Origin of the sequence: Rhizobium sp. M10 (genome assembly GCF_002531955.1) — a bacterium.
Lineage (GTDB): Bacteria > Pseudomonadota > Alphaproteobacteria > Rhizobiales > Rhizobiaceae > Rhizobium > Rhizobium etli_C.
This window is the reverse complement of record NZ_NWTA01000001.1, coordinates 281455-307374: the sequence shown is the minus strand read 5'-3', so window position 1 is coordinate 307374 and position 25920 is coordinate 281455. Positions and strand designations below refer to the sequence as shown.

28 protein-coding genes are annotated in these 25920 nt (G+C 61.7%); 17 read left to right on the top strand and 11 right to left on the bottom strand.

All coding sequences use genetic code 11. The features are described 5' to 3' along the window. Positions 1-87 precede the first annotated feature (87 nt). The 6 genes from tolB to ybgC all read right to left on the bottom strand — a co-directional run bounded on the left by tolB (position 88) and on the right by ybgC (position 5042). The gene (gene tolB / locus CO671_RS01465; RefSeq protein WP_097604030.1) at positions 88-1395 is read right to left on the bottom strand and encodes a Tol-Pal system beta propeller repeat protein TolB; all 1308 of its coding nucleotides are present in this window, start codon (positions 1393-1395) and stop codon (positions 88-90) included. Between the two features lie 22 nt (positions 1396-1417). Continuing rightward, positions 1418-1864, bottom strand: coding sequence for a cell envelope integrity protein TolA (locus tag CO671_RS01460; RefSeq protein WP_097604029.1), 447 nt, complete (start codon positions 1862-1864; stop codon positions 1418-1420). Beyond that, on the bottom strand, positions 1865-3010 hold the full coding sequence (locus tag CO671_RS01455; RefSeq protein WP_097604028.1) for a hypothetical protein: 1146 nt from the start codon (positions 3008-3010) through the stop codon (positions 1865-1867). A gap of 8 nt (positions 3011-3018) precedes the next feature. Beyond that, a complete protein-coding gene (gene tolR / locus CO671_RS01450) occupies positions 3019-3474 on the bottom strand; it encodes a protein TolR (protein WP_003566333.1) in 456 nt (151 codons plus the stop codon). A gap of 18 nt (positions 3475-3492) precedes the next feature. Then, positions 3493-4212 carry a protein TolQ gene (gene tolQ, locus CO671_RS01445; RefSeq protein WP_004671617.1) on the bottom strand — a complete coding sequence of 240 codons (720 nt, stop codon included), beginning with the start codon at positions 4210-4212 and terminating at the stop codon, positions 3493-3495. Between the two features lie 374 nt (positions 4213-4586). Then, positions 4587-5042: a tol-pal system-associated acyl-CoA thioesterase gene (gene ybgC, locus CO671_RS01440; protein ID WP_097604027.1), complete on the bottom strand. Its 456-nt coding sequence runs from the start codon at positions 5040-5042 to the stop codon at positions 4587-4589. Positions 5043-5205: 163 nt separating this feature from the next. On the opposite strand from ybgC, the gene CO671_RS01435 reads away from it, so the two are divergent. From CO671_RS01435 to CO671_RS01410, 6 genes are all read left to right on the top strand, one after another. After that, the gene (locus CO671_RS01435; RefSeq protein WP_097604026.1) at positions 5206-6426 is read left to right on the top strand and encodes an NAD-dependent epimerase/dehydratase family protein; all 1221 of its coding nucleotides are present in this window, start codon (positions 5206-5208) and stop codon (positions 6424-6426) included. Between the two features lie 184 nt (positions 6427-6610). Continuing rightward, positions 6611-7435: a glycosyltransferase gene (locus tag CO671_RS01430; protein ID WP_097604025.1), complete on the top strand. Its 825-nt coding sequence runs from the start codon at positions 6611-6613 to the stop codon at positions 7433-7435. Beyond that, complete coding sequence (locus tag CO671_RS01425; protein WP_097604024.1) at positions 7432-8349, top strand: NAD(P)-dependent oxidoreductase; 918 nt, start codon at positions 7432-7434, stop codon at positions 8347-8349. The genes CO671_RS01430 and CO671_RS01425 overlap by 4 nt, the downstream gene beginning before the upstream one ends. 107 nt (positions 8350-8456) lie before the next feature. Next, on the top strand, positions 8457-9044 hold the full coding sequence (locus CO671_RS01420) for a 5-formyltetrahydrofolate cyclo-ligase (protein WP_010028170.1): 588 nt from the start codon (positions 8457-8459) through the stop codon (positions 9042-9044). A 3-nt stretch (positions 9045-9047) separates the two neighbouring features. Continuing rightward, positions 9048-9872, top strand: coding sequence for a TIGR00282 family metallophosphoesterase (locus CO671_RS01415; RefSeq protein ID WP_097604023.1), 825 nt, complete (start codon positions 9048-9050; stop codon positions 9870-9872). A 101-nt stretch (positions 9873-9973) separates the two neighbouring features. Continuing rightward, a complete protein-coding gene (locus tag CO671_RS01410) occupies positions 9974-10822 on the top strand; it encodes an MBL fold metallo-hydrolase (RefSeq protein WP_097604022.1) in 849 nt (282 codons plus the stop codon). Between the two features lie 33 nt (positions 10823-10855). Here CO671_RS01410 and CO671_RS01405 read toward each other — a convergent pair whose 3' ends face one another. Continuing rightward, positions 10856-11359 carry a pyridoxamine 5'-phosphate oxidase family protein gene (locus tag CO671_RS01405; RefSeq protein ID WP_097604021.1) on the bottom strand — a complete coding sequence of 168 codons (504 nt, stop codon included), beginning with the start codon at positions 11357-11359 and terminating at the stop codon, positions 10856-10858. Positions 11360-11500: 141 nt separating this feature from the next. Here CO671_RS01405 and CO671_RS01400 point away from each other — a divergent pair, with 141 nt between their 5' ends. Continuing rightward, positions 11501-12247, top strand: a complete 747-nt coding sequence (locus CO671_RS01400) for a YebC/PmpR family DNA-binding transcriptional regulator (protein WP_097604020.1) — start codon at positions 11501-11503, stop codon at positions 12245-12247. Between the two features lie 224 nt (positions 12248-12471). On the opposite strand, the gene CO671_RS01390 is transcribed toward CO671_RS01400, so the two are convergent. Beyond that, complete coding sequence (locus tag CO671_RS01390) at positions 12472-13473, bottom strand: LLM class flavin-dependent oxidoreductase (RefSeq protein WP_097604019.1); 1002 nt, start codon at positions 13471-13473, stop codon at positions 12472-12474. A gap of 125 nt (positions 13474-13598) precedes the next feature. Further along, the gene (locus CO671_RS01385; RefSeq protein ID WP_097604018.1) at positions 13599-15914 is read right to left on the bottom strand and encodes a methyl-accepting chemotaxis protein; all 2316 of its coding nucleotides are present in this window, start codon (positions 15912-15914) and stop codon (positions 13599-13601) included. A gap of 240 nt (positions 15915-16154) precedes the next feature. On the opposite strand from CO671_RS01385, the gene ruvC reads away from it, so the two are divergent. From ruvC to CO671_RS01335, 10 genes are read left to right on the top strand one after another with little or no spacing between them, the layout of a single operon-like run. Further along, positions 16155-16664: a crossover junction endodeoxyribonuclease RuvC gene (gene ruvC, locus CO671_RS01380; RefSeq protein WP_097604017.1), complete on the top strand. Its 510-nt coding sequence runs from the start codon at positions 16155-16157 to the stop codon at positions 16662-16664. A 57-nt stretch (positions 16665-16721) separates the two neighbouring features. Further along, a complete protein-coding gene (locus CO671_RS01375) occupies positions 16722-16973 on the top strand; it encodes an AbrB/MazE/SpoVT family DNA-binding domain-containing protein (protein WP_097604016.1) in 252 nt (83 codons plus the stop codon). Beyond that, entirely contained in the window at positions 16973-17386 is a 414-nt protein-coding gene (locus CO671_RS01370) for a type II toxin-antitoxin system VapC family toxin (RefSeq protein WP_097604015.1), read from the top strand. Before CO671_RS01375 ends, CO671_RS01370 begins: the two co-directional genes overlap by 1 nt. A gap of 13 nt (positions 17387-17399) precedes the next feature. Beyond that, complete coding sequence (gene ruvA / locus CO671_RS01365) at positions 17400-18017, top strand: Holliday junction branch migration protein RuvA (protein WP_097604014.1); 618 nt, start codon at positions 17400-17402, stop codon at positions 18015-18017. Between the two features lie 54 nt (positions 18018-18071). Beyond that, positions 18072-18332, top strand: coding sequence for a type II toxin-antitoxin system PrlF family antitoxin (locus CO671_RS01360; protein ID WP_097604013.1), 261 nt, complete (start codon positions 18072-18074; stop codon positions 18330-18332). Then, positions 18329-18727: a type II toxin-antitoxin system VapC family toxin gene (locus tag CO671_RS01355; protein WP_097604012.1), complete on the top strand. Its 399-nt coding sequence runs from the start codon at positions 18329-18331 to the stop codon at positions 18725-18727. Before CO671_RS01360 ends, CO671_RS01355 begins: the two co-directional genes overlap by 4 nt. After that, positions 18724-19764, top strand: a complete 1041-nt coding sequence (gene ruvB / locus CO671_RS01350) for a Holliday junction branch migration DNA helicase RuvB (RefSeq protein WP_064683337.1) — start codon at positions 18724-18726, stop codon at positions 19762-19764. Before CO671_RS01355 ends, ruvB begins: the two co-directional genes overlap by 4 nt. Continuing rightward, positions 19765-20667, top strand: coding sequence for a metallophosphoesterase (locus CO671_RS01345; RefSeq protein WP_097604011.1), 903 nt, complete (start codon positions 19765-19767; stop codon positions 20665-20667). Positions 20668-20674: 7 nt separating this feature from the next. Beyond that, complete coding sequence (locus CO671_RS01340; RefSeq protein WP_097604010.1) at positions 20675-21187, top strand: NUDIX hydrolase; 513 nt, start codon at positions 20675-20677, stop codon at positions 21185-21187. Positions 21188-21236: 49 nt separating this feature from the next. Continuing rightward, entirely contained in the window at positions 21237-21800 is a 564-nt protein-coding gene (locus CO671_RS01335) for a DinB family protein (protein ID WP_097583753.1), read from the top strand. Here CO671_RS01335 and CO671_RS01330 read toward each other — a convergent pair. Continuing rightward, positions 21797-23179 carry an AcvB/VirJ family lysyl-phosphatidylglycerol hydrolase gene (locus CO671_RS01330; protein WP_097604009.1) on the bottom strand — a complete coding sequence of 461 codons (1383 nt, stop codon included), beginning with the start codon at positions 23177-23179 and terminating at the stop codon, positions 21797-21799. The two genes, CO671_RS01335 and CO671_RS01330, sit on opposite strands and share 4 nt — an antisense overlap. Further along, the gene (gene mprF, locus CO671_RS01325; RefSeq protein WP_097604008.1) at positions 23176-25779 is read right to left on the bottom strand and encodes a bifunctional lysylphosphatidylglycerol flippase/synthetase MprF; all 2604 of its coding nucleotides are present in this window, start codon (positions 25777-25779) and stop codon (positions 23176-23178) included. The genes CO671_RS01330 and mprF overlap by 4 nt, the downstream gene beginning before the upstream one ends. Between the last annotated feature and the right edge of the window lie 141 nt (positions 25780-25920).

Below are 25920 nucleotides of genomic sequence, written 5' to 3'. Positions count from 1 at the left end.
AGATTATGGTTAACAATTTACTGATTTGTCCCGTAGTCGCCCGGTTTCCATGATTCTTGGGGCGACATGAAGGCATTGCCGCGCCTCTTACTCCAGAAGCGGCGACCAAGCCGGGTCGGAACCGTAGGTTGGTGTCTTGACGAGTTGTTCGTTGTAGCCGGTCAGATCGATCGAATAGAGCTGCGGACCGCCGGAGCCCGCCGCCTGGCGGAAGAACATCAGCACGCGGCCGTTCGGTGCCCAGGTCGGGCCCTCATTGTGGAAGCCCGTCGTCAGGATGCGTTCGCCCGAACCGTCCGGCTTCATTACGCCGATCGAGAACTTGCCGCCGGCCTGCTTGGTGAAGGCGATGAGATCGCCGCGCGGCGACCAGACCGGCGTCGAATAGGAACCGTCGCCGAAGGAAATACGGGTCTGGCCGGAACCGTCGGCATTCATCACATAGATCTGCGGCTTGCCGCCGCGGTCGCTTTCGAAGCTGACGCGGGCACCATCGGGCGAATAGGAGGGCGAAGTGTCGATCGCCGCCGTCGAGGTCAGCCGCGTCGTCGTGCGCGAGCGCAGATCCATCGTATAGATGTTGGAATTGCCTTCCTGCTGCAGGCTCATGATCACCTTCTGCCCATCCGGCGAAAAGCGCGGCGAGAAGGTCATGCCGGGGAAATTGCCGACGACTTCACGCTGCCCGGTTTCGAGCTGTAGCAGATAGACCCGCGGCTGCTGGTTGGCAAAGGACATGTAGGTGACTTCTTGCCGGCTCGGCGAGAAGCGCGGCGTCAGCACGAGATCGCTGCCATCCGTCAGCATGCGCACGTTGAAGCCGTCCTGATCCATGATCGCCAGCTGGCGCTTGCGCTGCTGCTTGGTGCCGGATTCGGAGACGAAGACGACGCGGGTGTCGAAATAACCCTCTTCACCGGTGATCTGCTTGTAGATCGCATCGGCGATGATGTGCGCCACACGGCGCCAGTTTTCCGGCTGCGTATAGAACTGCTGACCGGTCATCTGCTGTCCGGCGAACGGGTCCCAGAGTCGGAATTCGGCGCGAAGTCGGCCATCCGCTTCCTTGGTAACCCGGCCGGTGACCAGCGCCTGTGCATTGATGACCTTCCAGTCCTCGAAACGCGGCGATGCATCCGGATTGGAGATCTTTTCGATAAAGGCTGACTTGTTGATCGGTGCGAAGAGACCGGACCGCTGCAAGTCGGCGGCGATGACTTGCGAGACCTGCGCGCCCATGTCGCCCTGGAAGTCGGTCACCGCAATCGGCATCGGCTGGACATTGCCTTTTCGAAGATCGAGGGTGACCAACGCGTTCGCCGGCGTCGTAAAGGCTGCGACCCCAATCAGGCCTGCAATGACCATCAGAGCGCGGATGAGGGAACACTTGACCATATCAAACAAGCCTTTCAGCATCTTATTGGGTAAGAGCGCTGGTGTCGAAATTGAAAACAACTTCCTTCCAAGCATCGTATTTATCTTTCGGAAGCATCGTAAAAGGAGCTGCGCGACGAACGGCGCGAAGGCCGGAATCGGTAAGACTTTTCTGCGCACGCTCACCGCCACCGGTAACCTGCACATCAGGGTTGCCTACGATCTGCCCGTCTCTGGCTAGCTTTATGTGGATCGTCAAACGCACGCTGCCGATGTCTTTCAACCGACTGTCGACGATGAATTGACGTTCGATCGCGTTTCGCAACGCCTGAGCTTCAGCCACGCTGATACGCGGCGAATTTGCATTGCTGTTTCGGCGATCAGCCGTCTCCGCATTTGCATCGAAGGGAAATGCGAGGCCAAGGATTAACCCTGCGAGCATCGCGCATATGCCGAAAGATTTCGCGAAATGGATCGAATCCCTCGGCATTTAAATCCCCATATCGCTGGGATGAAAGTTAAGAACGACCTCGTTCCACACGTCATACTTGTCCATCGGAAGATTCGTGCGGAACGACGGAGCAGATTTCATCACGGCACGGTAAGCGCCACTTTCCAGCGCACGACGCGTTGAATCGGTGCTGCTCCCACCGGAAGACTCGATTTCAGGCTGGCCGATAATGTTTCCATCTTTGTCGAGTTTGAAATGCACGGTGATGACCATGCCGGAAAGGCCTTCCATTCCCGGAGTGATAAGCCAGTTACCCTCGATCAAACCCTTTAGCGCATCTTCTTCGCTTTGGCTGAGCTTGGAGCCGCCATTGCTCTTCTTCGCCCCCAGCGACGCCTCCTGCGTCGAGCGCTTGGCGCCGCCGGCCGAAGGATCCGTCTTGTTCAGCAAAGCGTTAATCTCGTCAGCATTGAAGTCGCTCTTCATTGACGAGGCGGATTTCGCCACTTCCTGTTTCTTATCGGCCTTCTTTTTGTCTGTCGGCTTTTCCGCAGCCTTCGGCTGGTCTGGAGTCTTTTCCGGCGGCTTTTCGGCGGGCTTCTGCGGCTCCGGCGGCTTTACCTGCGGCTTGACGACCGGCGTCGGCACCTTGTCCGGCAATGCTTCCGCATCCGGCTTCGGCGGCTCCTCAGGCTTGGCCTGTTCTTCAGGCGGCTTTTCCTCGGGCTTCGGCGGCGTCGCTTCAACCGGCTTCGGCGGCGGAATGGAAGCAACTTCCTTCGGCTGCTCGACCTCGGTCTCTTCCTTGTTGACTTCCTTGACGTCGTTCGGCTTGGGATCGACCTGCGGCTGCGGCTTTTCGCTGGAATTGGCGGCAGCCGCCTCGCTGTTGCTCGGCTTGGCGTTCGGCACCGGCGGCGTCTTCAGGTCGACATTGTTGTCGCCGGCGTTCTCGGCCGGCTGCGCGATCGGCGGACGTGTCGTCGGCACCGGCGCTGAAGTCTCCTTCTTCGGAGCCTTCTTGTCGCCCTGCTGCATCTGGGTGATGGATTCCACCGGTACGAGATCGACCGGCATGGCCTCGAAATCCTCCACCTTGAAGGATTCCGGCGCGCCGAGCGATACCATCGCCCAGGTCAGCACCAGGCAGTGCAGAACAGCAGATGTGACGACGCTGGTCTTCATCTTGAACGCTACTGGTCCTTCTTCTGCTGCGTCACCAGGCCGATATTCTTGAAGCCGGCGCCCTGGATGCGCGCCATGACGTCGGCGATGACGCCGTAGGGCGCTGTTGCATCACCGCGCACGAAGATACGTTCGTTATAGCCGGTGGTGGCGATCGCCTCGAGCTTGGCGGCGATCTCGGCCGCCGGGATCGGCGTTTCCTGCAGGAACACCTCGCCGTCGTTCTTGACGGAGATGGTGATCGGCTGCGTCTCGGAATTCAGCGCCTTGGCCTGCGTTTCCGGCAGGTCGATCGGCACGCCGACCGTCATCATCGGTGCGGCGACCATGAAGATGATCAGAAGCACGAGCATGACGTCGACGAGCGGCGTCACGTTGATTTCGGAGATGACGGCCTTGTTCCGACCGCCGCGACGGCGGCGTCCGCCGCCCCCGCCGCCATTGCCTCCAACAGCCATACCCATGTCAGTATTCTCCGTTGGTTACTGAGCGGCAGCGCGCGGCTGCAGCTTCTCGTCGATCTGGCGCGAAAGTATGGCGGAGAATTCATCCGCGAAACCTTCCATGCGCGCCGAGAGCTTGCCGGCGTCGGCGGAGAACTTGTTGTAGGCGATAACCGCCGGAATAGCGGCGACAAGGCCGATCGCGGTGGCGAGCAGCGCTTCGGCGATACCGGGGGCGACGACCGCGAGATTGGTCGACTTCGAGCCGGCGATCGCCTGGAACGAGGTCATGATGCCGACGACGGTGCCGAACAGGCCGATGAACGGGCCGGCCGAACCGATGGTCGCAAGCGACCCGAGACGGGCGCCGAGATATTCGGTTTCACGGGCGAGCGTCACGTCCATCGCACGGTCGATACGCATCTGCAGGCCGATCGGCGAGCGGGCGCCGCGTTCGAAGGATTTCTTCCACTCGCGCATGGCCGCGACGAAGATCGACGCCAGGCCGGTATTGTTGCGCTCCGACAGGGAGCGATAGAGTTCTTCCAGCGACTGGCCCGACCAGAACACCTGTTCGAACTTATCGAACTGGCGCCGTGCGCGGCCATAGGCCAGGTATTTGTCGATGACGATCGCCCAGGTCCACACAGAGGCTGCGATGAGCCCGAGCATGACGAGCTTGACGACGATGCCGGCCTGCATGAAAAGCGACCAGAGGCTGACGTCCGTCGTGGCTGCTGCCAATCCTACTTGTTCCATTGATCCAAAATCCCCGAATCCAAACGCCCGGTGCTGGACCGGGCGGCACAAAGTGATCTCGCAAGAAGTGTCCGGCGGCCGCCGCCCAAAGCCCTGGTCAAGCTTCCAAGCTCATCTTCCGCCTTCTTGCCGTCAAATTTGGTCAAAGGAAGGCGTGCACCGCACAAACTCCGACTTTCCCAGTAAGACACTATTATGGTTAATAGATCGTTAGTGCCGGACTGTGACAGCAAGCCTGTATTCGCAAGATTTTATTCCTGGATTACTTGACCGGAGCAAGCTCCGGCTGCCGAAAGAGCGCTCATCCTGCGGCGCGGAAATTCCTTCACATAAAGCTCAAGTTTTTACAAGGCCGAATTTCGAGCGATTCGGCGCTATAGCGGCGTGCTGCCTTCCAGGAATTTCGCCGCCAGCGTTTCCGGCAGCCGTCGCGGCCGCCCCTTGGCGTTGATGACGGCGATGATCACCTTGGCTGAAATCAGCAGCGTCTCGCCGCAGCGGATCTGCTGGTTGAGCACCATCTTGGCGCCACCGGCCTTCTCCGTATGCGTCAGGATCGTCAGCACGTCGTCCATGCGTGCCGGGCTCTTGAAATCGATCTCCATGCGGTGGACGACGAAGACAAGCCCCTCCTCGTCGGCGCTGACGAGTTCGCGCTGCTCGACCCCGAGGCAGCGCAGATAATCGGTGCGGCCGCGCTCCAGAAAATGCAGGTAGCGGGCGTGATAGACCAGCCCGGAGAAATCCGTGTCCTCATAATAAACCCGCTGGACGAGGCGATGTCCGGCCTCCGTCAGCTCTCCCGAAATGGAAAAAGGGCGTTCCGTCATAATTTTCTCCAAACTGAGGTGCCCTCTTTGGCGCAACGCCTCTCGACAGGCAAGCATTGAATGCCCGGCAGGCAGGTGTTGAACGCGCCGCCGCCAGGCATTGAATGATTGTCACAATTCCTAACTATTCCCGATAATGAGCGACCGATCAGGAGACGATACGATGAAGATTGCGGTTATGGGCGGAGACGGTTTCATTGGTTGGCCAACGTCGCTGCATCTCTCCGACGCCGGTCACGACGTCCATATCCTCGACAATCTCTCGCGCCGCTGGATCGACACCGAACTTGGCGTTCAATCGCTGACGCCGATGGATTCGATCCAGGAGCGCACCCGCATCTGGCATGCAGAAACGGGACGCCGCATCCACTTCAATCTGATCGATCTCGCCAGGGACTACGAACTGCTGAAGAAATGGCTTTCCGAGAATCGCCCCGATGCCATCATCCATTTCGCGGAACAGCGCGCGGCGCCCTATTCGATGAAGAGCGACCGCCATAAGAACTACACGGTCAACAACAATGTCAGCGCCACGCACAACCTTTTGAACGCCCTGACCGAGCTCAACCTCGACGCCCATCTCATTCATCTCGGCACCATGGGCGTCTACGGCTATTCGACGGTCGGCGCGGCGATCCCGGAAGGCTATCTGCCGGTCGGCATTGAAACGGCTGGCGGCGAGACGGTCAGCCAGGAAATCCTCTATCCTTCCAATCCCGGCTCGATCTACCACATGACCAAGTGCCTGGATCAGCTTCTCTTCCAGTTCTACGCCAAGAACGACGGCTTGCGGATCACCGACCTGCACCAGGGCATCGTCTGGGGCACGCATACCGAACAGACGCGCCGCCACGCGCAGCTCATCAACCGTTTCGACTATGACGGCGATTACGGCACGGTGCTGAACCGCTTCCTCATCCAGGCGGCGATCGGTTATCCGCTGACCGTTCACGGCACCGGCGGCCAGACCCGCGCCTTCATCCATATCCAGGATTCGGTGCGTTGCATCGAGCTGGCGCTGCAGAATCCTCCCGCCCGCGGCGCCCGCGTCGAAATCTTCAACCAGATGACGGAAACCCACCGGGTGCGCGACCTTGCCGAGATGATCGCCAGGATCAGCGGCGCCACGATTGCCTGGCTGCCCAATCCACGCAAGGAAGCCGCCGAAAACGAGCTGATCGTCCGCAACGAAAAGTTCCTCGATCTCGGCCTCGAACCGATCACGCTGGAAACAGGGCTGCTCGGCGAGATCGTCGACGTCGCGAAGAAATTCGCCTACCGCGTCGACCGTGCCCGCGTGCCGGCCGTCTCCGCCTGGACCAGGGATATTGCCGCGACGATCAACCACGATCCGGAAGGCAAGCGGCTGAAATCGGTGTCATGAGCAATGGTTTGTTATTAGAACGCCGTCAGTCCGACGAACTCCCCCTCATTCCTGTGCTTGTCACAGGAATCCAGCGCGCCCAAGTCTTTGGGCGCAGAAGAGTCATTCACGGCGCGGACGCGCCGTGGCTGGATTCCTGTGACAGGCACAGGAATGAGGGCACGCGTGGAGGCGGCAGAGACCGATGACGTCTACCTCGAGCCTCGCCTACGTCACCCTCGTCACCAACACCGACTACGCCATGGGCGCGACCGCGCTTGCCCGCTCCCTCCGCCGAACCGGCACCAGCGCCGAAATCGTCGTCCTCCATACCGGCGGCGTCGATGCAGCCGCCCTCGCCCCGCTCGCGACCCTCGGCTGCCGCCTGATCGAAGTCGAGCACCTGCCGCTCTCCGACGCCTTCAACGAACGCCACGCCCGCGGCCAACTCCATTCTGCAGCGCCTTTCACCAAGGGCCGCAAGCCGGCGTTCCATTCGCCGCTCGACAATTTCTGCAAGCTCAGGCTCTGGCAGCTCGTCGAATACGAGCGCTGCGTCTTCATCGACGCCGATGCCCTGGTGCTGAAAAACGTCGACAGGCTCTTCCTTTATCCGGAATTTTCCGCCGCCCCCAATGTCTACGAAAGCCTCGCCGACTTCCGCCGCATGAATTCCGGTGTCTTCGTCGCCACGCCGTCGCATGACACGTTCCGGCACATGCTCGAAAGGCTCGACACGCCGGAAGTCTTCTGGCGCCGCACCGATCAGACCTTTCTTGAGACCTTCTTCCCGGATTGGCACGGCCTGCCGGTCTATTTCAACATGCTGCAATATGTATGGTTCACCATGCCGGCGCTTTGGGACTGGAAGAGCGTCTCGATCCTGCACTACCAGTATGAAAAACCGTGGGAAAAAGATCATCCCAAGGCAGCGCAGCTACAACCTTTGATCGATTTATGGCATTGTTTCCACGATGGCGGCGATGTGCCCGAGATCGCGGCGCTGGACAATCCGGAAGGGGCAGCATGAAGGTATTGGTATCCGGCGGAACGGGTCTCGTCGGCCGCTATGTCGTCGAGGAGCTTCTGACCACCGGCTATCAGGTGATCGTCGGCGGCCGCCGGGCGCCGCATCCCCGCCTCTTCTCCCGCCCGGTCGAGTTCGCAGCGCTCTCCCTCGATCCCGACCAGGATCAGATCGACGTTTTCGACGACGCCTATTTCTTCGTCCACGCCGCCTTCAGCCATGTTCCCGGCAAATATCGCGGCGGCGAAGGCGACGATCCGAAGACCTTCCACAGGTTGAACCTCGACGGCACCGTCCGGCTTTTCGAAGCGGCCAAACGCGCCGGCACGCGCCGCTGCGTTTTCCTGTCCAGCCGCGCTGCCTACGGCGAACATCCGCCCGGAACCGAGCTCACAGAAACGATGCTGCCGAAGCCGGAGACGCTCTACGGCCAGATCAAACTCGACGCCGAAGGCGCGCTGAGCCACCTCTCGACGCCGGGTTTTGCCGGCGTCAGTCTGAGGGCGACCGGCATCTATGGCGATCTTTCGTCGAACAAATGGGACGGCCTCATCGCCGATTATCGCGCCGGCCGGCCGGTCGCTCCCCGCGCGGCAACGGAGGTTCACGGCCGTGACCTCGGGCGCGCGGTGCGGCTGATGTTGGAGACGGAAAGCCCCCGCATCTCCGGCGAGATCTTCAACGTGTCGGACATCGTCGTCGACACCCGCGACATCCTTGCCCCCATCCGCCGTGAGACGGAATGTCGTCATGCGCTGCCGGCTCCGGCCGACAGCACAGCGCTCAATCCGATGAGCACGGCAAAAATCCGCGCGCTCGGCTGGATGCCGGGCGGAACCCCTCTGTTCGAGGAAACAATGCGGCGGCTGGCCGTCGCGCTGCCGGCGTCGCCACACGAATCGACGCAGCAGCGATAGGCATGCTCCACACGGCGTGAAACCGCTGCGCTCCTGTCGCACCCTGCATTTGCATCGGACCTCCAGCCGTCTATGCTCGGCCGAACCTCTCACATCTGGCAGATCGAATGACCGCACGAGAACTGAAAGCGCAGTTGCGCAATGAACGGCTGGCCGCCCGCGACGCCATCGCTCCTGAGGAGCGTATCTCCAAAAGCCTTGCAATGGCAGAACATGCCGGCGAGGCGGTCGCCTTTGCGCCCGGCACGATCGTCTCCGGTTTCCTGCCGATCCGGTCCGAGGCCGATCTGCGGCCGCTGATGGCCCGGTTTGCAGCGCGCGGCGCACGGCTGTGCGTGCCGGCGATCCTCGACAAGCAGACCATCGCCTTTCGGGAACTGACGCAAGACGTGCCTCTCATCGAGACCGGCTTCGGCACGGTGGCCCCCGGCACGGAGGCCGACATTCTCGATCCCGAAATCATGCTGGTGCCGCTTTCGGCCTTCGATATCCGCGGCCATCGCATCGGCTACGGCGCCGGCTATTACGACCGCGCCATCAGCCGGCTAAGAGAGAAACGCCTGCATCCGAAGCTGATCGGCATTGCATTCGACTGCCAGGAAGTGGCACATGTGCCCGACGAGCCGCATGACATAAGCCTGGATGCCATCCTGACAGAAAGCGGCCTGCGCTTTTTTGCCTCTTGGATTGGATAGGGAATGCGGCTGCTTTTTTTGGGTGACATGGTCGGCAAGACGGGACGCACGGCGGTCTGGGACCGCCTCCCCGGCCTGATCTCCGACCTCCGGCTCGATTTCGTCATCGTCAACGGCGAGAACGCCGCCGGCGGCTTCGGCATCACCGAGGACATTTTTCTGGAAACGATCAATGCCGGCGCAGATGTCGTAACGACCGGCAATCACGTCTGGGACCAGAAGGAAGCGGTCGCCTTTGCCGGGCGCCACGATCAGTTTCTGCGGCCGGCCAACTATCCCCAAGGCACGCCCGGCCGCGGCTCCGGCCTTTTCTATGCCAGGAACGGCGCGCGTGTGCTCGTCGCCAATGTCATGGGCCGGGTCTTCATGCATCCGGAACTCGACGATCCCTTCAAATCGGCGGAGGTGATCCTCGACGCCTGCCCGCTGAAGGAGCAGGCCGATGCGATCATCTTCGATTTCCATGCGGAAGCGACCAGCGAGAAACAGTGTTTCGGCCATTTCGTCGACGGCCGCGCCAGCTTCGTCGTCGGCACCCATACGCATGTGCCGACCGCCGACGCGCAGATCCTGAACGGCGGCACGGCCTATATGTCGGATGCCGGCATGTGCGGCGATTACGATTCCTCGCTCGGCATGGACAAGGAGGAGCCGCTCAACCGCTTCATCTCCAAGATGCCGAAGGGCCGCATGGAAGCGGCGAGCGGCCCGGCGACGATCTGCGGCGTCGGCGTCGAAATTTCCGACGCGACAGGACTGGCCGAAAAGATCGCGCCGCTCCGGCTCGGGCCGCGCCTGGCCGAGACCGTGCCGGAGTTCTGGCGGTAACCCACCGCGACCAACACGCAAATGTGAGCAGCCCCGGTCTGGACCCCTGCGACCTCTTGCCGCATTCTCCGGCCTTCACGTGAAAGCGCCGGAGGGGTGGCATGAGGCCGCAACATCTTGTCCTCGCGATCGCATGCCTTGCCGCCTTCATCGTGTCGGGTCGCGCAGCAACGGCGCAGGAACAGCGCGCGCCCGTCAGCCAGTGCCAGGCGATCGCGCAGACCCTCCCCAAGGCGACCTTCGCCAGCTTTTCCGGCGCCCAGCCGGTCACACCTGCCGTCTCCGAGGGCGAGGACGTCAAATTCACCTTCCTCGGCCACTCCACTTTCGAGATCGATACGCCCGCCGGCATCATCATCGCGACCGACTATAACGGCTGGTACCGGCCGGCGGCGCTGCCAGACGTCGTAACGATGAACAAGGCTCATACGACCCACTTCACCTTGACGCCTGAGCCGGGGATCAAGCATGTGCTGCATGGCTGGAGCGATGTTCCCGGCGAGGCAGCGAAGATCGATCTTGTGGTCGGCGACGCCCATATCCGCAACATCGCCACGGATATCCGCTTCAGCTATGGCCTCGGCGGCTCGCAGCAGAATGGAAACTCGATTTTCGTCTTCGAAATTGCCGGCCTTTGCATCGGCCATCTCGGCCATCTGCATTACGAGCTGACGGATACCCATTATACCGAGATCGGCCGCCTCGACGTCGTCATGGTGCCGGTCGACGGCGGCCTGACCATGGGCGCCGACAGCATGAGCCGTGTCATCAAGCGGCTGCGCTCGTCGCTGATCCTGCCGATGCACCGCCGCGGCCCGCCGGTCAATGCCTTCGTCGCCATGTTCGGCAAGGACTTCGATGTCGCTTATGCGCCCGATGACAGCATCACCGTCTCCATGCGCACGCTGCCGAAGAAGCCGCTGATCTACGTCATGAAAGGCGTGCAGTAAGAAGGTCCGGCGGGTTCCTTCAAGTCTTGCGTATCAGGCAAACTGCAGGTGGCGTTTCACGCCGACGTCGGGCATCTTGTCGTCGTCGAGATTGGCCTTGGCGATCTCCCACCCGAATTTCAGGGTGTTGCCGGTGGAAACCCAGATCTCGGCATCATCGACATGCAGGGAAAGCATGGTGAGTTTCGGGTCTTTCTTGCCGCCGTCATACCAGGCCGCCACGATCGAACTCCAATATTCCTCGATCTTGGAAGGGTCGGGGTGTACCTCGATCACGCCGGAAAGGCAGGCGTGATAATCGTGATCCTTGCCGATGACGCAAAAATGCGCGCGGCTGCCCGGCTTGATGGCGCGGACGATATCGGCGTCGGTCTTGGTGAAGAACCAGATGGTGTTGGTGGTGGGATCGGCATGCGGCGCCATCGGCTGCATGTGCATATCAAGCCCGGAAATTCCAAGCATGCCGGCATGAACGCCGTTGACCTGATCCCAAAGCTGACGTGCCGGTTGCTCCCGCGCCTCGCTGAGACTTGCCATGACCGTTCCTTTCCGTTGGATGGAGTTCGATTGAAACGTCATCCTTTCGCCTTTGTTCCGAACTGCTTTTCCCTTGAACAGGTGCGGTTTCGCTCTTATAAGGCGCCCCATTCCGAACAATGAGACGTGAACAGGGGTGCCATGGCTGGCCATTCACAGTTTAAAAACATCATGCACCGCAAAGGCCGTCAGGATGCCGTGCGGTCGAAAATGTTCTCCAAGCTTGCGCGCGAAATCACCGTTGCCGCCAAGGCCGGCCTGCCCGACCCGACGATGAATGCCCGTCTTCGCCTGGCGATCCAGAACGCCAAGGCCCAATCCATGCCGAAGGACAACATCGACCGCGCCATCAAGAAGGCAGCCGGCGCCGACGGCGAAAACTACGACGAAGTCCGCTACGAGGGCTACGGCCCGGGCGGCACGGCGATCATCGTCGAGGCCCTGACCGACAATCGCAACCGCACGGCCTCCAACGTCCGCTCGATCTTCACCAAGGCCGGCGGCGCCCTCGGCGAAACCGGCTCCGTGTCCTTCTCCTTCGACCATGTCGGCGAAATCATCTACAAGCTTTCCGTCGGCGACGCCGACAAGGTGATGGAAGCGGCGATCGAAGCCGGCGCCGACGACGTCGAGACCGATGAAGAGGGCCACTACATCACCTGCGCCTTCGAAGCCCTCGGCGAAGTATCGAAAGCGCTGGAATCCGGCCTCGGCGAAGCCGAAACCGTCAAGGCCGTCTGGCGCGCCCAGAACAATGTGCCGGTGGATGAGGAAAAGGCCCAGTCGCTGATGAAGCTCATCGACAGCCTGGAAGACGATGACGACGTGCAGAACGTCTATTCCAACTTCGAGGTCTCGGAAGAAGTGCTGGCCAAGCTCTCGGCCTGAGTTTTTCGGACGCCCCGATAGAAAACCCGGCTGCAGCGCCGGGTTTAGTTTGTTGACAAACCTTGCTCTTTACTCGTCGTCATCCTCGGCCTTGTGCCGAGGATCTGCTGCAGCCACGGCAGATGCTCGGGACAAGCCCGAGCATGACGAAAGAGTGGTTGGCCGCCTTTGAACCCGGCTGCGACGCCGGGCTTCTTCTGACGGGTAGTCCTCGCCTCGAACCCCTACGCGGCCACCCGCATGAAGTTTCCCAGGCCCGCGAATAGTTCCACCGATCTCAGCCGCGCCTCGACATCATGGATCGGCATGGAGATGATCACCTCGTCGGCCTGTGTTTCCTTGAGAAACGCTGTCAGTTTCGCCTCCGCCGTCTCCGGCGAGCCGACCACGGCATAACGCAGCGTGTGTTCGACGTTCATCTTCTCCATCGGCGACCAGAACGCCTCCATATCCGCCACCGGACGCGGGAACGGACCGCGGACATTGCGGCGCAGGTTGACGAACTGCTGCTCGGCGGAGGTGAAATGATAGCGCGCCTCCTCGTCCGTCGCCGCCACTGCGCCCATGACGCCGACCATCACATAGGGCTTGTCGAGCGTTGCCGAGGGCTGGAAGCGGTCGCGGTAGATCGCGATCGCATCGAGCAGCATGTCGGGCGCAAAATGCGAGGCGAAGGCATAGGGAAGCCCGAGCATGGCGGCGAGCTGGGCGCTGTAGAGGCTGGAGCCGAGCAGCCAGATCGGAATATGCGAACCGTTGCCGGGGACGGCGAGGATTGCCTGGTTCTCGACCGGCGTGCCGAGCAGCTGCTGCAGTTCGACCACGTCGTTCGGAAAGCTGTTGGCGCCGGCCTCGAGATTGCGCCGCAGCGCCTGCGCCGTGCGCATGTCCGTCCCCGGCGCGCGCCCGAGACCGAGATCGACGCGGCCGGGAAAGAGCGCTTCCAGCGTGCCGAACTGCTCGGCGATGACGAGCGGCGAATGGTTGGGCAGCATGATGCCGCCGGAACCGATGCGGATGCGCTTGGTCGCCGCCCCGACATGACCGATGACGACGGCGGTGGCCGCGCTGGCGATCCCCGGCATGCCGTGATGTTCGGCGAGCCAGAAGCGCTTGTAACCGAATTCCTCGGCCTTGCGGGCCATCCGCGCCGAACTCTCGAGCGACTGGCTGACGGTGCTGCCTTCGGCAACGGGAGAAAGGTCGAGGATGGAGAAGGGAACCATGAAAAACCTGCCGGCCAGTTGAAGGATGCAGCCTATGTAGGTTCGCCCCCGCACCATTCCAAACCATGCAGGCAAACAAAAGGGCCGCGCGGACGCGACCCCTTATTCGGGTTGAAAGCGACGGCTTAGCGGTGACGGCGCAGCACATGCACCTCGGCGCTCGGCCTGTGATCGCCGTGCGGCAGCGTGAAATTGCCGAGCTGGCGATCCATTTCCAGGGCTTCCGTCGCCAGCCGGTGGATCGCTTCCGTCGTCTCCTCGACCATCGAGGCATTCTGCTGCGTCATTGCGTCGAGCTCGGCGACGGCGCTGTTGATCTCCCGTAGCGTATTGGCCTCCTCGCGGGTCGCACCCATGATCTCGTTGATCTGCCCGTTGATCGCCTCGACATGCGCGCCGATGCCGGTCAGCGCGACCCCTGCCCTTTCCACAAGCGACACGCCGCTTTCGACCTCATGCGTCGATTTCTGCAGCAGGCTGGAGATCTCCTTGGCCGCGCTCGACGAACGCTGGGCGAGCTCGCGCACTTCCATGGCGACGACCGCAAAACCCTTGCCGGATTCGCCGGCGCGCGCCGCCTCGACACCGGCATTGAGCGCCAGAAGATTGGTCTGGAAGGCGATGTCATCGATGACGGAGATGATCGTGTTGATCTGACGTGAGGAGGTCTGGATCGCCTCCATCGCTGCGATCGTCTCGCGCATGATCTGGCCGGAGCCGGTCGTCTCCTTCTTGGCGTCGCGGGCGATGCGCTCGGCCTGTTCGGCCCGCTCGATCTGCCGGCGGACGGACTGGGTGATGGCGCTGATCGCATTCGCCGTCTCGGTGATCGAGCCGGCCTGGCGCTCGGTGCGCCCGGCAAGCTCGTCGGCGCCGGCGCGCATCTCCTCGGAGCCGGCGCGCACCGCCATCGAGTTTCCGCCGATGGCCGTCATGGTCTCGCTCAGCGTCGCGAGCGCCTCGTTGAAATTGATGCGCAGGCTTTCGAGCTCGTTCGGGAAGCGTGTGTCGATCTGATAGGCGAGATCCCCGCTCGCCAGATGATGCAGGCCCTCATCGATCGCCTCGACCACCTGCTGCAGCGACTTCGCCTCGGCCTCGCGCTCGGCAAGGTTCTGCTGGCGGTCTTGCTCGGCCTGAAGGCGCGTCTCTTCGCTGGCGGCTTCCAGTTCGCGGCTTTCGATCAGCGACTGCCGGAAGCGGGCGAGCGCATTCGCCATCGTACCGATCTCATCCTTGCGGTTCAGGCTGCCGATCTCGCTGTCGAGCTTGCCATCGGCGACATCGCGGGTGACGCCGGCAAGCCGCGCGAGCGGCGAGAACAGAAGATTGGTGACGAGCCCGGTGGCGATCGCCATGACGACGAGCACGCCGATGCCGATCATCGTCAGCAAAGTGGCGATCTCGATCGAGCCGGCATTGAGCTCGCTGAGCAGCACGCTTTCGACCACGAGGAAGCGGTCGCCGCGATAGTCGATGCCGCGGACATAGGCGCGCGCGGAGCCGTCCGTCCGGTCGAAATCGGCCACCGTCATCGCCGAACTGGCAAGCGCGTCCTTGATGAAGGTGAAGGGGGTGGCATCGAGCGTCGCAAGCTTGCCGCCGGCATCGAGACCGATCGCGGAACCATCGGCGGAGACGATCGCCGCCCGCGCGGTGCTGCCCTGAACAATGCCCTTTGCAAGGATGCTGGTGACGATGTCGTCACGCACCTTGAACAGGATGATGCCCTTGGCGGCGCCGAGCTTGACGATCGGCACGGCATAGAAGATCGCCGACCTGCCGCTGGCGGCATCGACGCGGAGCCCGGAAAAGCCTGTCGGCGCGGCATCTTCGGTCGCCTTGGCGGTATTCTCGAGCGCCTTGGCGAAAGCGATGCCGGCGCCGGTCGTCTTCCAGGCGTCCGTCTTCAGATTCTCGGCGAAGTCGTCCAGCTTCTTGTAGGAATAGAGGACGGAACCGTCGAGATCGGCGATCAGCAGATCGCTGAAAGCGGTATCCGCGAGGTCGCGGGCGACCTCGCTCTGCGTCTTCTCATGATTCGAATAATAAAAACCGCTCGGCCCTTCCGGCTTCATCAGCTTCTCGCGCTGATCGGCCGGGTTGGGATTGGCCGTGATAAAAACTTTTTTCAGCTCGGCGCGGGCATCGCCGGAGGTTTTCTCGATGGTCTTCCAGCCGCTCTTCAGACTGGTGATCGACATCTGCAGCGCCTCGATGCGGGCGATGGAATTGGCCTGGTTCTCGAGCTGCGCCAGTTGGTCCTGCAGCATGTCGCCGCGGAAGATCAGCACGCTCTCCTTGGCCTTCAGCGCCTGCTCGTCGGAGATGCGGCTGCTGGCGAAATAGGCGAGCACGTCGATCACCGCGATCGACAGCACGGTCATCAGAATGAATGTGGCAATGACCTTGAAGGACAGGGATTGAAATCTCCGAGCCATGTACGACGAACCCCTTCTGAACGCGCCTGCCGGCGCGGGCAGGCAACGCATGCCTGATCGACCGGTCTTCAAACAGAACATCGGGGGCTTATCTCTTTGCGACACGAGACCCCTTCGTATTCGACACTAGAATTCAAGCATCTGTTTTAATTCGCGGTAAATGGAGCGGCTTATTCGAGAAGGTTTTTGTTTTGTTCACATATCGATGGCAGTTATTTTGCAGTCGCTATAGGTTAAACCATGCAAAATACGATTCGCATCGTCGGCATCGATCCCGGACTTCGCCGCACCGGCTGGGGAATCATCGACACATTGGGCAATTCCCTGCGGTTTGTGGCCTCGGGAACCGTGACCTCCGATGGAGACATGGACCTCGCCTCCCGCCTCTGCCAGCTGCATGACGGCCTGGCGGAGGTTGTGCACGCTTACAAGCCGGATGAGGCGGCCGTCGAACAGACCTTCGTCAACAAGGATGCGGTTGCAACCCTGAAGCTCGGCCAGGCCCGCGGCATCGCCATGCTGGTGCCGGCGCGCGCCGGGCTGCAAGTCTCCGAATATGCCCCGAACGCGGTAAAGAAGGCCGTCATCGGCGTCGGCCACGGCGAAAAACATCAGATTCACATGATGTTGAAGATCCTGATGCCGAAAGTCGAATTCAAAGGCGACGATGCCGCCGACGCCCTGGCGATCGCCATCTGCCATGCGCACAATCGCGGCAGCAACCGGATGCGGCAAGCATTAGTTGGCTGATTTGTTCTTGACTTGTTCCGATGGTAAGGATAATTCTTACTTTGAAGGAGCAATAAGATGCGCGTCACGTCCAAAGGCCAGGTCACCATCCCTCGCGACCTCCGGGAGCTTGCCGGCATCGAGACCAACAGCGAGGTCATCTTCTCGATCGAGGGCGGCAAGCTCGTTCTCTCGCCGAAGAATGGCAAGCAGGAGATCGAGGATCGAGGTCGGCTCGACCGTTTCCTGCAGGCGATCCGTCGTCTCGAAGGAACCGGTGATCAGGACATCGATGCCGAAGACCTCATGTCGCTGACCCGTGATCGCTGATGGCGACGCTTGTCGATACAAACATCCTTGTCGACCTGGCCGTGGTCAGCTCGGACTGGCATGGCTGGTCGCGTCAGAAGATGCTCGATGTCTTCAAAGCGGGGCCAGTGCTCATAAACCCGATCATCTATTCCGAATTTTCCGTCCGCTACGGCGATGTGGATGAAGTCGAGCACCTGCTTCCCCAGGATGAATTCCGCCGCGAGAATCTGCCTTGGCCGGCGGCTTTTGCCGCGGCTCAAGCCTTTCGGCTGTACCGTCGCGACGGTGGCGGACGCGAACGGCTACCGCCCGATTTCCTCATCGGCGCCCATGCGGCGATCCGGGGCTATAGAATTTTGACCCGGGATCCCAGCGGATACAGGTCTTATTTCCCCTCCGTGGAACTTATCACGCCCGAAACGCATCCTTGAGAGACCACGACCCATGATCGGCAAGCTGAAAGGCACCATAGACGAGATCGGCGAAGATTATGTGCTCGTCGATGTGCACGGCGTCTGCTACGTCGCTTACTGCTCCGCCCGCACCCTGTCCAAGCTCGGCTCGGCCGGCGAGGCCTGCGTGCTGTTCATCGAGACCTATGTGCGTGAGGACCAGTTGAAGCTCTTCGGCTTCATGACCGCATTGGAGCGGGAATGGTTCAACCTGCTCCAAAGCGTCCAGGGGGTCGGCGCCAAGGTGGCGCTTGCCGTGCTCTCGACCTTGACGCCGGGCGAACTCGCCAATGCGATTGCCCTGCAGGACCGCGCCGCCGTTTCCCGCGCACCGGGCGTCGGCCCGAAAGTGGCGATGCGCCTCGTCACCGAGCTCAAGAACCGGGCTCCCGCCTTTGCCGGGGAAGCGATCAATATCGCCCTCAAGCAGGAACTCGGCGAAGGCGTCGCCGCCGCACCCGTGGCCGACGCGGTTTCCGCGCTGACCAACCTCGGCTACAGCAGAGACCAGGCGGCAAATGCCGTTGCTGCGGCGATGAAGACGGCCGGCGAAGGCGCAGACAGCGCTAAGCTGATCAGGTTGGGATTGAAGGAACTGGGGACGCGGTGACCTCCTTGAATATATCGCAACTCCTTACTAAGCTTGAATGGTAAGGAGATCCGGATGAATATCTACTACGGTACAATGACATCGAAGGGCCAGACAACAATTCCGGCGGAAGTTCGTGAATTGCTGAATCTGAAGTCCGGTGACAGGATCCGCTACATCAATCGCGATGGCGAAATCATCATGAAGGCCAAGAACAAGCGCGCCATTGACCTTGCAGGCAAGTTTCACGATCCAAATCGGCGGACGATCACTTTAAAGGAAATGGACGAGGCTATCGGAGAAGCCATCGCCGCTCATGTGAATATAGCAGGATGATCGGCCTCGACACCAATATCCTGCTGCGCTTCCTCCTGAAGGATGATGCCGCCCAGACAGAGAAAGTCATAGCGCTGTTCGAGAACCTCTCCGATACGGCACCTGGCTATATTAGCTGCATCACGCTGATGGAATGCACGTGGTTCCTGCGGCAACGGATCAAGCTGAAGAGAGAACAGATCGTGGAGGCGATTTCGGATTTGTTGGACTCAGCGGATCTGATCCTTGAAGATGAAAGAGTGGTCGAGGAGGCGCTCGGAATCATGGTGCGGACGAATGCCGAATTTGCCGATGTCTTCATCGCTCTTCGCAACCGTGACGCCGGTTGCGTGACAACCAAGACATTTGACGCCCAAGCTGCAAAAACCATACCTGGAACGGAACTTCTTTCATGAGCGAACCCGCCCGCCTGATATCGCCGGAAAAGCGGGGCGAAGACCTTGACGTCACGCTGCGCCCGCAATCGCTGGACGAGTTCACCGGCCAGGCGGAGGCGCGCGCTAATCTCAAGATCTTCATCGAAGCGGCGAAGAACCGCGGCGAGGCGCTGGACCACGTGCTCTTCGTCGGCCCGCCCGGCCTCGGCAAGACGACGCTGGCGCAGATCATGGCGAAGGAGCTCGGCGTCAATTTCCGCTCGACGTCGGGGCCTGTCATTGCCAAGGCCGGCGACCTCGCCGCCCTCCTCACCAACCTCGAAGAACGCGACGTGCTCTTTATCGACGAAATCCATCGTCTCAATCCGGCCGTCGAAGAAATCCTTTATCCGGCCATGGAGGATTTCCAGCTCGACCTCATCATCGGCGAAGGCCCTGCCGCCCGCTCGGTGAAGATCGACTTGTCGAAATTCACGCTGGTGGCGGCGACCACCCGCCTCGGCCTGTTGACGACGCCGCTGCGCGATCGCTTCGGCATCCCGGTGCGCCTGAGCTTCTATACCGTCGAGGAGCTGGAACTGATCGTGCGCCGCGGCGCGCGGCTGATGAACCTGCCGATCACCGAAGAAGGCGCCCGCGAGATCGCCAGACGCGCCCGCGGCACGCCACGCATCGCCGGCCGGCTGCTGCGGCGCGTGCGCGACTTCGCCGAGGTGGCAAGGGCGGAAGCCGTCACCCGCGAGATTGCCGACGAGGCGCTGACCCGCCTGCTCGTCGACAATGTCGGCTTCGATCAGCTCGACAAACGTTACCTCAACATGATCGCCGTCAATTTTGGCGGCGGCCCGGTCGGCATCGAAACCATTGCCGCCGGCCTTTCCGAGCCGCGCGATGCAATCGAGGATATCATTGAGCCTTACATGATCCAGCAAGGTTTCATTCAGCGCACGCCGCGCGGCCGTGTTCTGACCGCAATCGCGTGGAAACATCTCGGAATGCAACCGCCCAAGGACATGGAGGCTGCGCAGTTCCGGCTGTTCCAGGAGGATAACTGAGTGATCTCCCGCCGCGGATTTTTCAAGGTTCTCGGCGGTGGTATCGCGGGCATCATGTCGCTTGGTGGTTACGCCTTCGCCTATGAACCGCTGGTGCGGCTCGGCATCGCCCGTCACCGGCTGACGCCACCGGGATGGACACCGGGGCTGAAGCTCCGCGTCGTCGCGCTCGCCGATATCCACGCCTGCGAGCCCTGGATGTCGGAAAGCCGCATTACCGCGATCTGCCACAGGGCCAACGAGCTCGAAGGCGATGTGACCGTGCTGCTCGGCGATTATGCCTCGGGCATGAACATGGTGACGCAGTACGTGCATTCGAGCCGATGGTCGAAGGCGCTGGCCACCCTGCGGGCCCCTCTCGGCGTCCATGCGATCATGGGCAATCATGACTGGTGGGAGGACAGAACCGCCCAGAAGAACGGCGGGATGGAAACATTCGGGCACCGAGCGCTTGCCGACGTCGGCATCCCGGTCTACGGCAACCGCGCCGTTCGGCTCGAAAAGGATGGCCGCGGCTTCTGGCTCGCGGGCCTCGAAGACCAGCTGGCACTGCTGCCCGGCAGGAAATGGGGCCGCACGCGCATGCTCGGCCTCGACGACCTCGATGGAACGATGGCGCAGGTGACCGACGATGCGCCCGTCATCCTGCTCGCCCATGAGCCCGATATCTTTCCGCGGGTGCCCGAGCGCGTCTCGCTGACGCTGTCCGGTCACACCCATGGCGGGCAGATCCGTTTCCTCGGCCGTTCGCCGATCGTCCCCTCGCGTTACGGCAATCGCTACGCCTATGGCCACATCGTCGAGGACGGGCGCAATATCATCGTGTCCGGCGGCCTCGGCTGCTCCATCGCGCCGGTCCGCTTCGGCGTACCGCCGGAAATCGTCGTCATCGATCTCGGATAAGAATGTCATGAGCAAGCGTACCCTCATCCGCCTGACCGCGGGGGCCGAGCGTTTCAACTATCGCATCGCCGGCCTTGGTTTTCGCGATGGCCATGTGCTCGTCCATCGCGCCGTGCACGAGCCCTTCTGGACTTTTCCCGGCGGCAGGGCGGAAATCGGCGAGACGTCGGAGGAGACGCTGAAACGGGAGATGGTGGAGGAACTCGGCGTCGAGGTCACCGTCGACCGCCTGCTCTGGGTCGTCGAGAATTTTTTCCACTATGAGCAGCGCGACTGGCATGAACTCGGCCTCTATTATCTGATGGAGATCCCGCCCGAATTCCCCTTTCAGCCGCACGAAATCATCCATCGGGTCGAGGACGGCGACAACCATCTCGAGTTCAAATGGGTGCGGGCGACGCGCGAGGCCCTGACCGCGCTCGACATCCCGCCCTATTTCATCGCTGATGACATCGAGAACCTGCCGGCAGCACCCCGTCACCTCGTCTGGCGCGACGGCAATCTCGACGAAAAGAACTGACGTCGTAACGTCATGCGTATGGCCGCAACGCAGAAGAGGAGATGTCTCGATGCCGACCTTCGATCCCGTTCGGGCGTTTCGCAAACTTGCCTATAACAACGCCCTTGCCAACCGCCGCCTGCTTCACGCCTGCGCGGCCTTGAAGCCCGGCGAATTCGAAGCGCCGCGCACGAGCTTCTTCCCGTCGATCAAGGAAACCTTGAACCACATCATCACCGTCGACTGGTTCTATGTCGATGGCTTGGAAGGTGGCACGCTTGGCTACCAAGCCTTCGAGGTCGAAGAGCCCTTCGATGACATAGCATCGCTCGGCGCTGCGCAAGCGGCGGTCGATCAGCGCCTGACGGCGCTCTGCGAGGCTCTGACCCCGGAGAAACTCGTCTCCATCGTCAAACTCCATCGCGGCGACCGCATCCAGGAGGAGCGCATGGAGGACGTGCTGGCTCACCTCTTCCAGCACCAGACCCACCATCGCGGCCAGGTGCATGCCATGCTTGCCGGCACCAGCGTCGCCCCGCCGCAGCTCGACGAATTCATCGTCGCCGATGATGCACGGTTTCGCGGCAAGGAACTCGGCGAACTCGGCTGGAGCGAGGAAAAACTGATACGTTAGTTCCGCAGCCGCCTCTTCAGCCCGTCGATGATCGTCTTGGTGAGAAGGTCGTAATTCTCATCGAAGTGATGATCGCCGGGCAACTCGATGACCTCGGCGCCGCTGTCCTTTAGCGCCGGACAGGCGACGTCGTCGTCATCGTCCTTGCCGTAGACGCATTGCACGAGTTTGGGATCGACGTTCTTCAAATCGGCGACCGGATCGCCTCCCGCCCCTTCCGTCTTCTGGCCGAGCCAGCCGAGAACGGAGATGACGTAGTCGACTTCGTGCGAGAGCGACAGCAGCGACAATTGCGCCACCGCAGACTTCTCGGCCGGCTTCAACAACTGGTAGGTCGCAGGCACGACGTCGGCGCCGAAGGAATAACCGACGAGCAGCACATGCTTCACCTTCCACTGTTTGCGGTAGAAATCGATAATCTTCGAAAGGTCGCTGGCGGTCTCCTCCGGCTTGCGCTCCGACCAGAAATAATGAAGCGAATCGACGCCGACAACGGGAATGCCTTCCTTCTGCAGGGTGCCGCCCACCTCCTTGTCGATGTCTCGCCAGCCGCCGTCGCCGGAATAGATCACCGCCATCGTATCGAGGGTGGGGGTGGCCTCGAGGATCGCCAGCGGCAGGCCGAGCGGATTGCCGAAGGCGCCGGAGGCGGTGACGAGATCATCGAGCGTATCGGCAAAGACCGTCTGCGCGTCGTCGGTGGAATCGCGGATCTCGATCGCGGAATGGACTTTCTTCAGCGCTTCGGCATGCGCCCGGCCGTCCTTGTCGGCGTCGGGCGTAAACACTGTTATAACGGGATCCGGCAGAGCGCCGTCGCTCAGCCCGTAGACCATGCGTTCGCCGACGGCCTGCTTGGACGCCGGCGTGCAAAGCTCCTTGGTCAGCGGAATGCCGGCTTTCGGGTCGACGGCGAGCGTCTGACCGATCGTCGCGTCCGGCGTCTGCGCCGCGATCGCCAGCGCCAGGGCCCCGCCCTCGCCGATGCCGGCGACGATCGGCAGATGATAGGCGTTGTTGCCGGTCGCGCGCTGCACCTGCTGGCTCAGCGATTCGATATCCGAGACCATGTAGAGGCAGCCGTCATTGAGGCTGACATCGTAGCGGCTGAGCGCCTGGACATAGGAAGGAAAGTCGACGCCGATGACGACGGCGCCTTCGGCGACCAGCCTGTCGGCCTCGCCCTTCTCGTAATCGCCCCAGCCGGCAGCATCCGAGATCAGCATCACCGTGCCCTTCACCTCCCCTTCCGGCAGGAAGATGTGTGGCGAGGGGATCAGCCCGCTTTCGAAGCTCTGCGTGGTTTCCTCGGCGGCATTAGCCGGTGCGGCCGCGAGCATGCAGGCGCATGCCGTGGCAAGAAGGATTGTCCTGATCATTTTCTCACTACCCCTTTCAACCCGCCCCCGATCAGAAACGTCGCGTCCATCAACGCGATCATCGGATTGCCCCCTCCGGAGACCGCAAGATAGCGCGGTTGCCAGTGCGGATGAAACTTGGATTTGAATGCCCGAAGGCCTTTGAAGTTATAGAAGCGCTCACCGTGCTCGAAGACGGTGCTGCCGATGCGGTCCCAGACGGGTGCCGCCTCGCGTTTCGACATGCCGGAGAGAGGCGCCATGCCGAGATTGAAGTGGGTGAAACCCTGACCGCGCAGATATTCCATGATCTGCACGAAGAGAAAGTCCATCGAGCCCTTCGGCGCATCCGGCGAGAAACGCATGAGATCGATTGTGCCCTCCTCCCGGGATTCGGTGACGAGGATATTGGCAAAGGCAACGATCTTGCCGTCCTTCTTCAGAATGCCGACCGGTTGAGAGGAGACATAATCGGGATCGAAGGCGCCGAGCGAGAAGCCCTTTTCCTTGGCGTTGTGGTGCTCGAGCCAGGCCGAGGAAACCGCGGCGAGATCATCGATGACCACGGGCACATCCTGCGGTTCGATAACGGCAAACTCCAGCCCGTCGCGCTGCGCCCGGCTCGCAGTCTGCCGGAGATTTGCCCATTTACCGCCCTTCATCTCGAAGGTCCTGAGATCGGCCACCGCCAGTTCGCCGAGCTTGAAGGCACGCAGGCCGGCATCGGCGCAATGGGAAAGCAAGGCCGGCGAGATCTGGTAAAAAACGGCGCGGCAGCCCGCCGCCCGCGCCGCCTCGACGAAGCGCCAGACGAGTTCCTGCACGGCACGATGATCGCCAACCGGATCGAAGAGCGCGATCCATGAGCGGCCCTGCCGGCCGTACATGATGAAGGCGTCGCTTTTCTCCGAAAACATGATGCTCTTGTCGCCCATCCGCACCAGATTGGCGTCGGCATTGCCCTGCTTCCTGACGATGTCGACGGCACGCGCCAGCGCCTCCTCCGTCGCCGGCTCCGGCCGGAAGGCCGCCGGCCGCAGCAGGCTGAAAATGGCAATGGCCGACGAGATGATGGTGATGCCAAGCAGGGCGCGCAGTCCCCGCGGCGCCTCGGCGGTGAATTCGAACTGCCACCAGAGCTGGTTGCTGTATTCGACATCGCGATAGACGAAGAGCAGGATGACCACGGCGCCGACGACGATGACGGCGATCGCCATCAGCCAGGATGCCGTCATTGCCTGGTTGAGCAGCGACGCATGGCGGGTAAAGAGCCGGCGGCTGACGAAGAGCCCGAAGATGAGGAAGGCGAGAAAAGCGGCTTCGACCAGCGCAATCGCCTTCAAGAGCGACAAGGTCAATGCCGCAACGGCCGAGAACACCGCCACCCACCAGGCGCCGTCGAGCCTCTGACCAAGGCCGCGCGCGGCGACCACCAGCGCCAGCCCGAGAAGGCTGGAGAGGAAGTGCGCGCCTTCGACCATCGGCAGCGGCAGATAGTTGGACAGAAATTCCAGATTCTGATCCGGCGTCGGTGTGACGCTCGAAAACACCAGCATGACACCGAGCAGCAGAGCCAAGGTCGACAGCAGCTGCGGCATCAGCCGTCCGCCGATGCGCCGGACGCTGGAGGCGGCCGGGTGATCGACAAAACGGCGCAGCTCCGTCGCGGAGACCGCGAGCACGGCAATCAACAGCGGCAATACATGATAGATCAGCCGATAGAGCACCAGCGATCCCAGCACCGCGTCGATATTCACCGCGCTGCCGAGCGAGGCGATGATCACGGTCTCGAACACGCCGAGCCCGGCCGGAACGTGGCTGAGCACGCCGAGACCGACGGCGATCGCATAGACGGCCAGGAAGGCCGGCCAGCCGATCGCCGTCTGCGGCAAGAGCACATAGAGCACCGACGCCGAGGCGGCGATATCGAAGGCCGTCACCAGGAATTGGCGCGACCAGGTGCGTGAATCCGGCAAGCGGATCGCCACCGCACCGAGGTCGAGCACGCGGCCTTCGCGGCCGATGATCATGACAGCCCCGAGAATGGCGATGATCGAGCCGGCAATCAGCCGGAGAAGGAACGCGCTGACACCGATCAGCGGCCCGATCTCGCTGGCGATGATAATGAGGGCGATCGACGCGACAGCCGCGAGCCCGAGACCGAAGGAAAGCGTGACGAAGGCGATGATGCGGCCGATATCTTCCGGCGAGAGGCCGAGGCGCGTATAGGCGCGATAGCGGATCGCACCGCCCGAAAGCGCCCCGAAACCGGCTGTATTACCGACTGCATAGGCGCTGAAAGCCGTCAGCGCCACATGCGGAAAGGGCAGCCTCTTGCCGATATATTCGATGGCATTGAGGTCATAGAAGACCAGCGAGAGGAAACTGAGGGCCGTGAAGAGCAGCGCGAGCAGGATCGCGCTCGGCCTGGTCGCCGCCAGCGCACCGACGACATCATCATAGCGAACCTCGTTGGTCAGCTGCATGATCGCATAACCGACGAGGCAGAAGACAACGAGTGTCGCGGCTGCCGTCAGTGGCGTCCTGTACCGTCTGAAAAGCGCGCGAAAAGAAAACCCGTCCGTCGCTTCCATCTCTTCCAAATTGCCGTGACCCGACATCTCGTACCTGCGCAATTTTCAAATTCGGCGGGAATCATTTTTCGAAGACGTAACATGACAGGCATGGAAGCTCTATGAAGCCATGCCGCCGCTGCCCCAGCCCCGCCGCCTGCGCCTCAATCATCCTCAAATGGGGCGAAA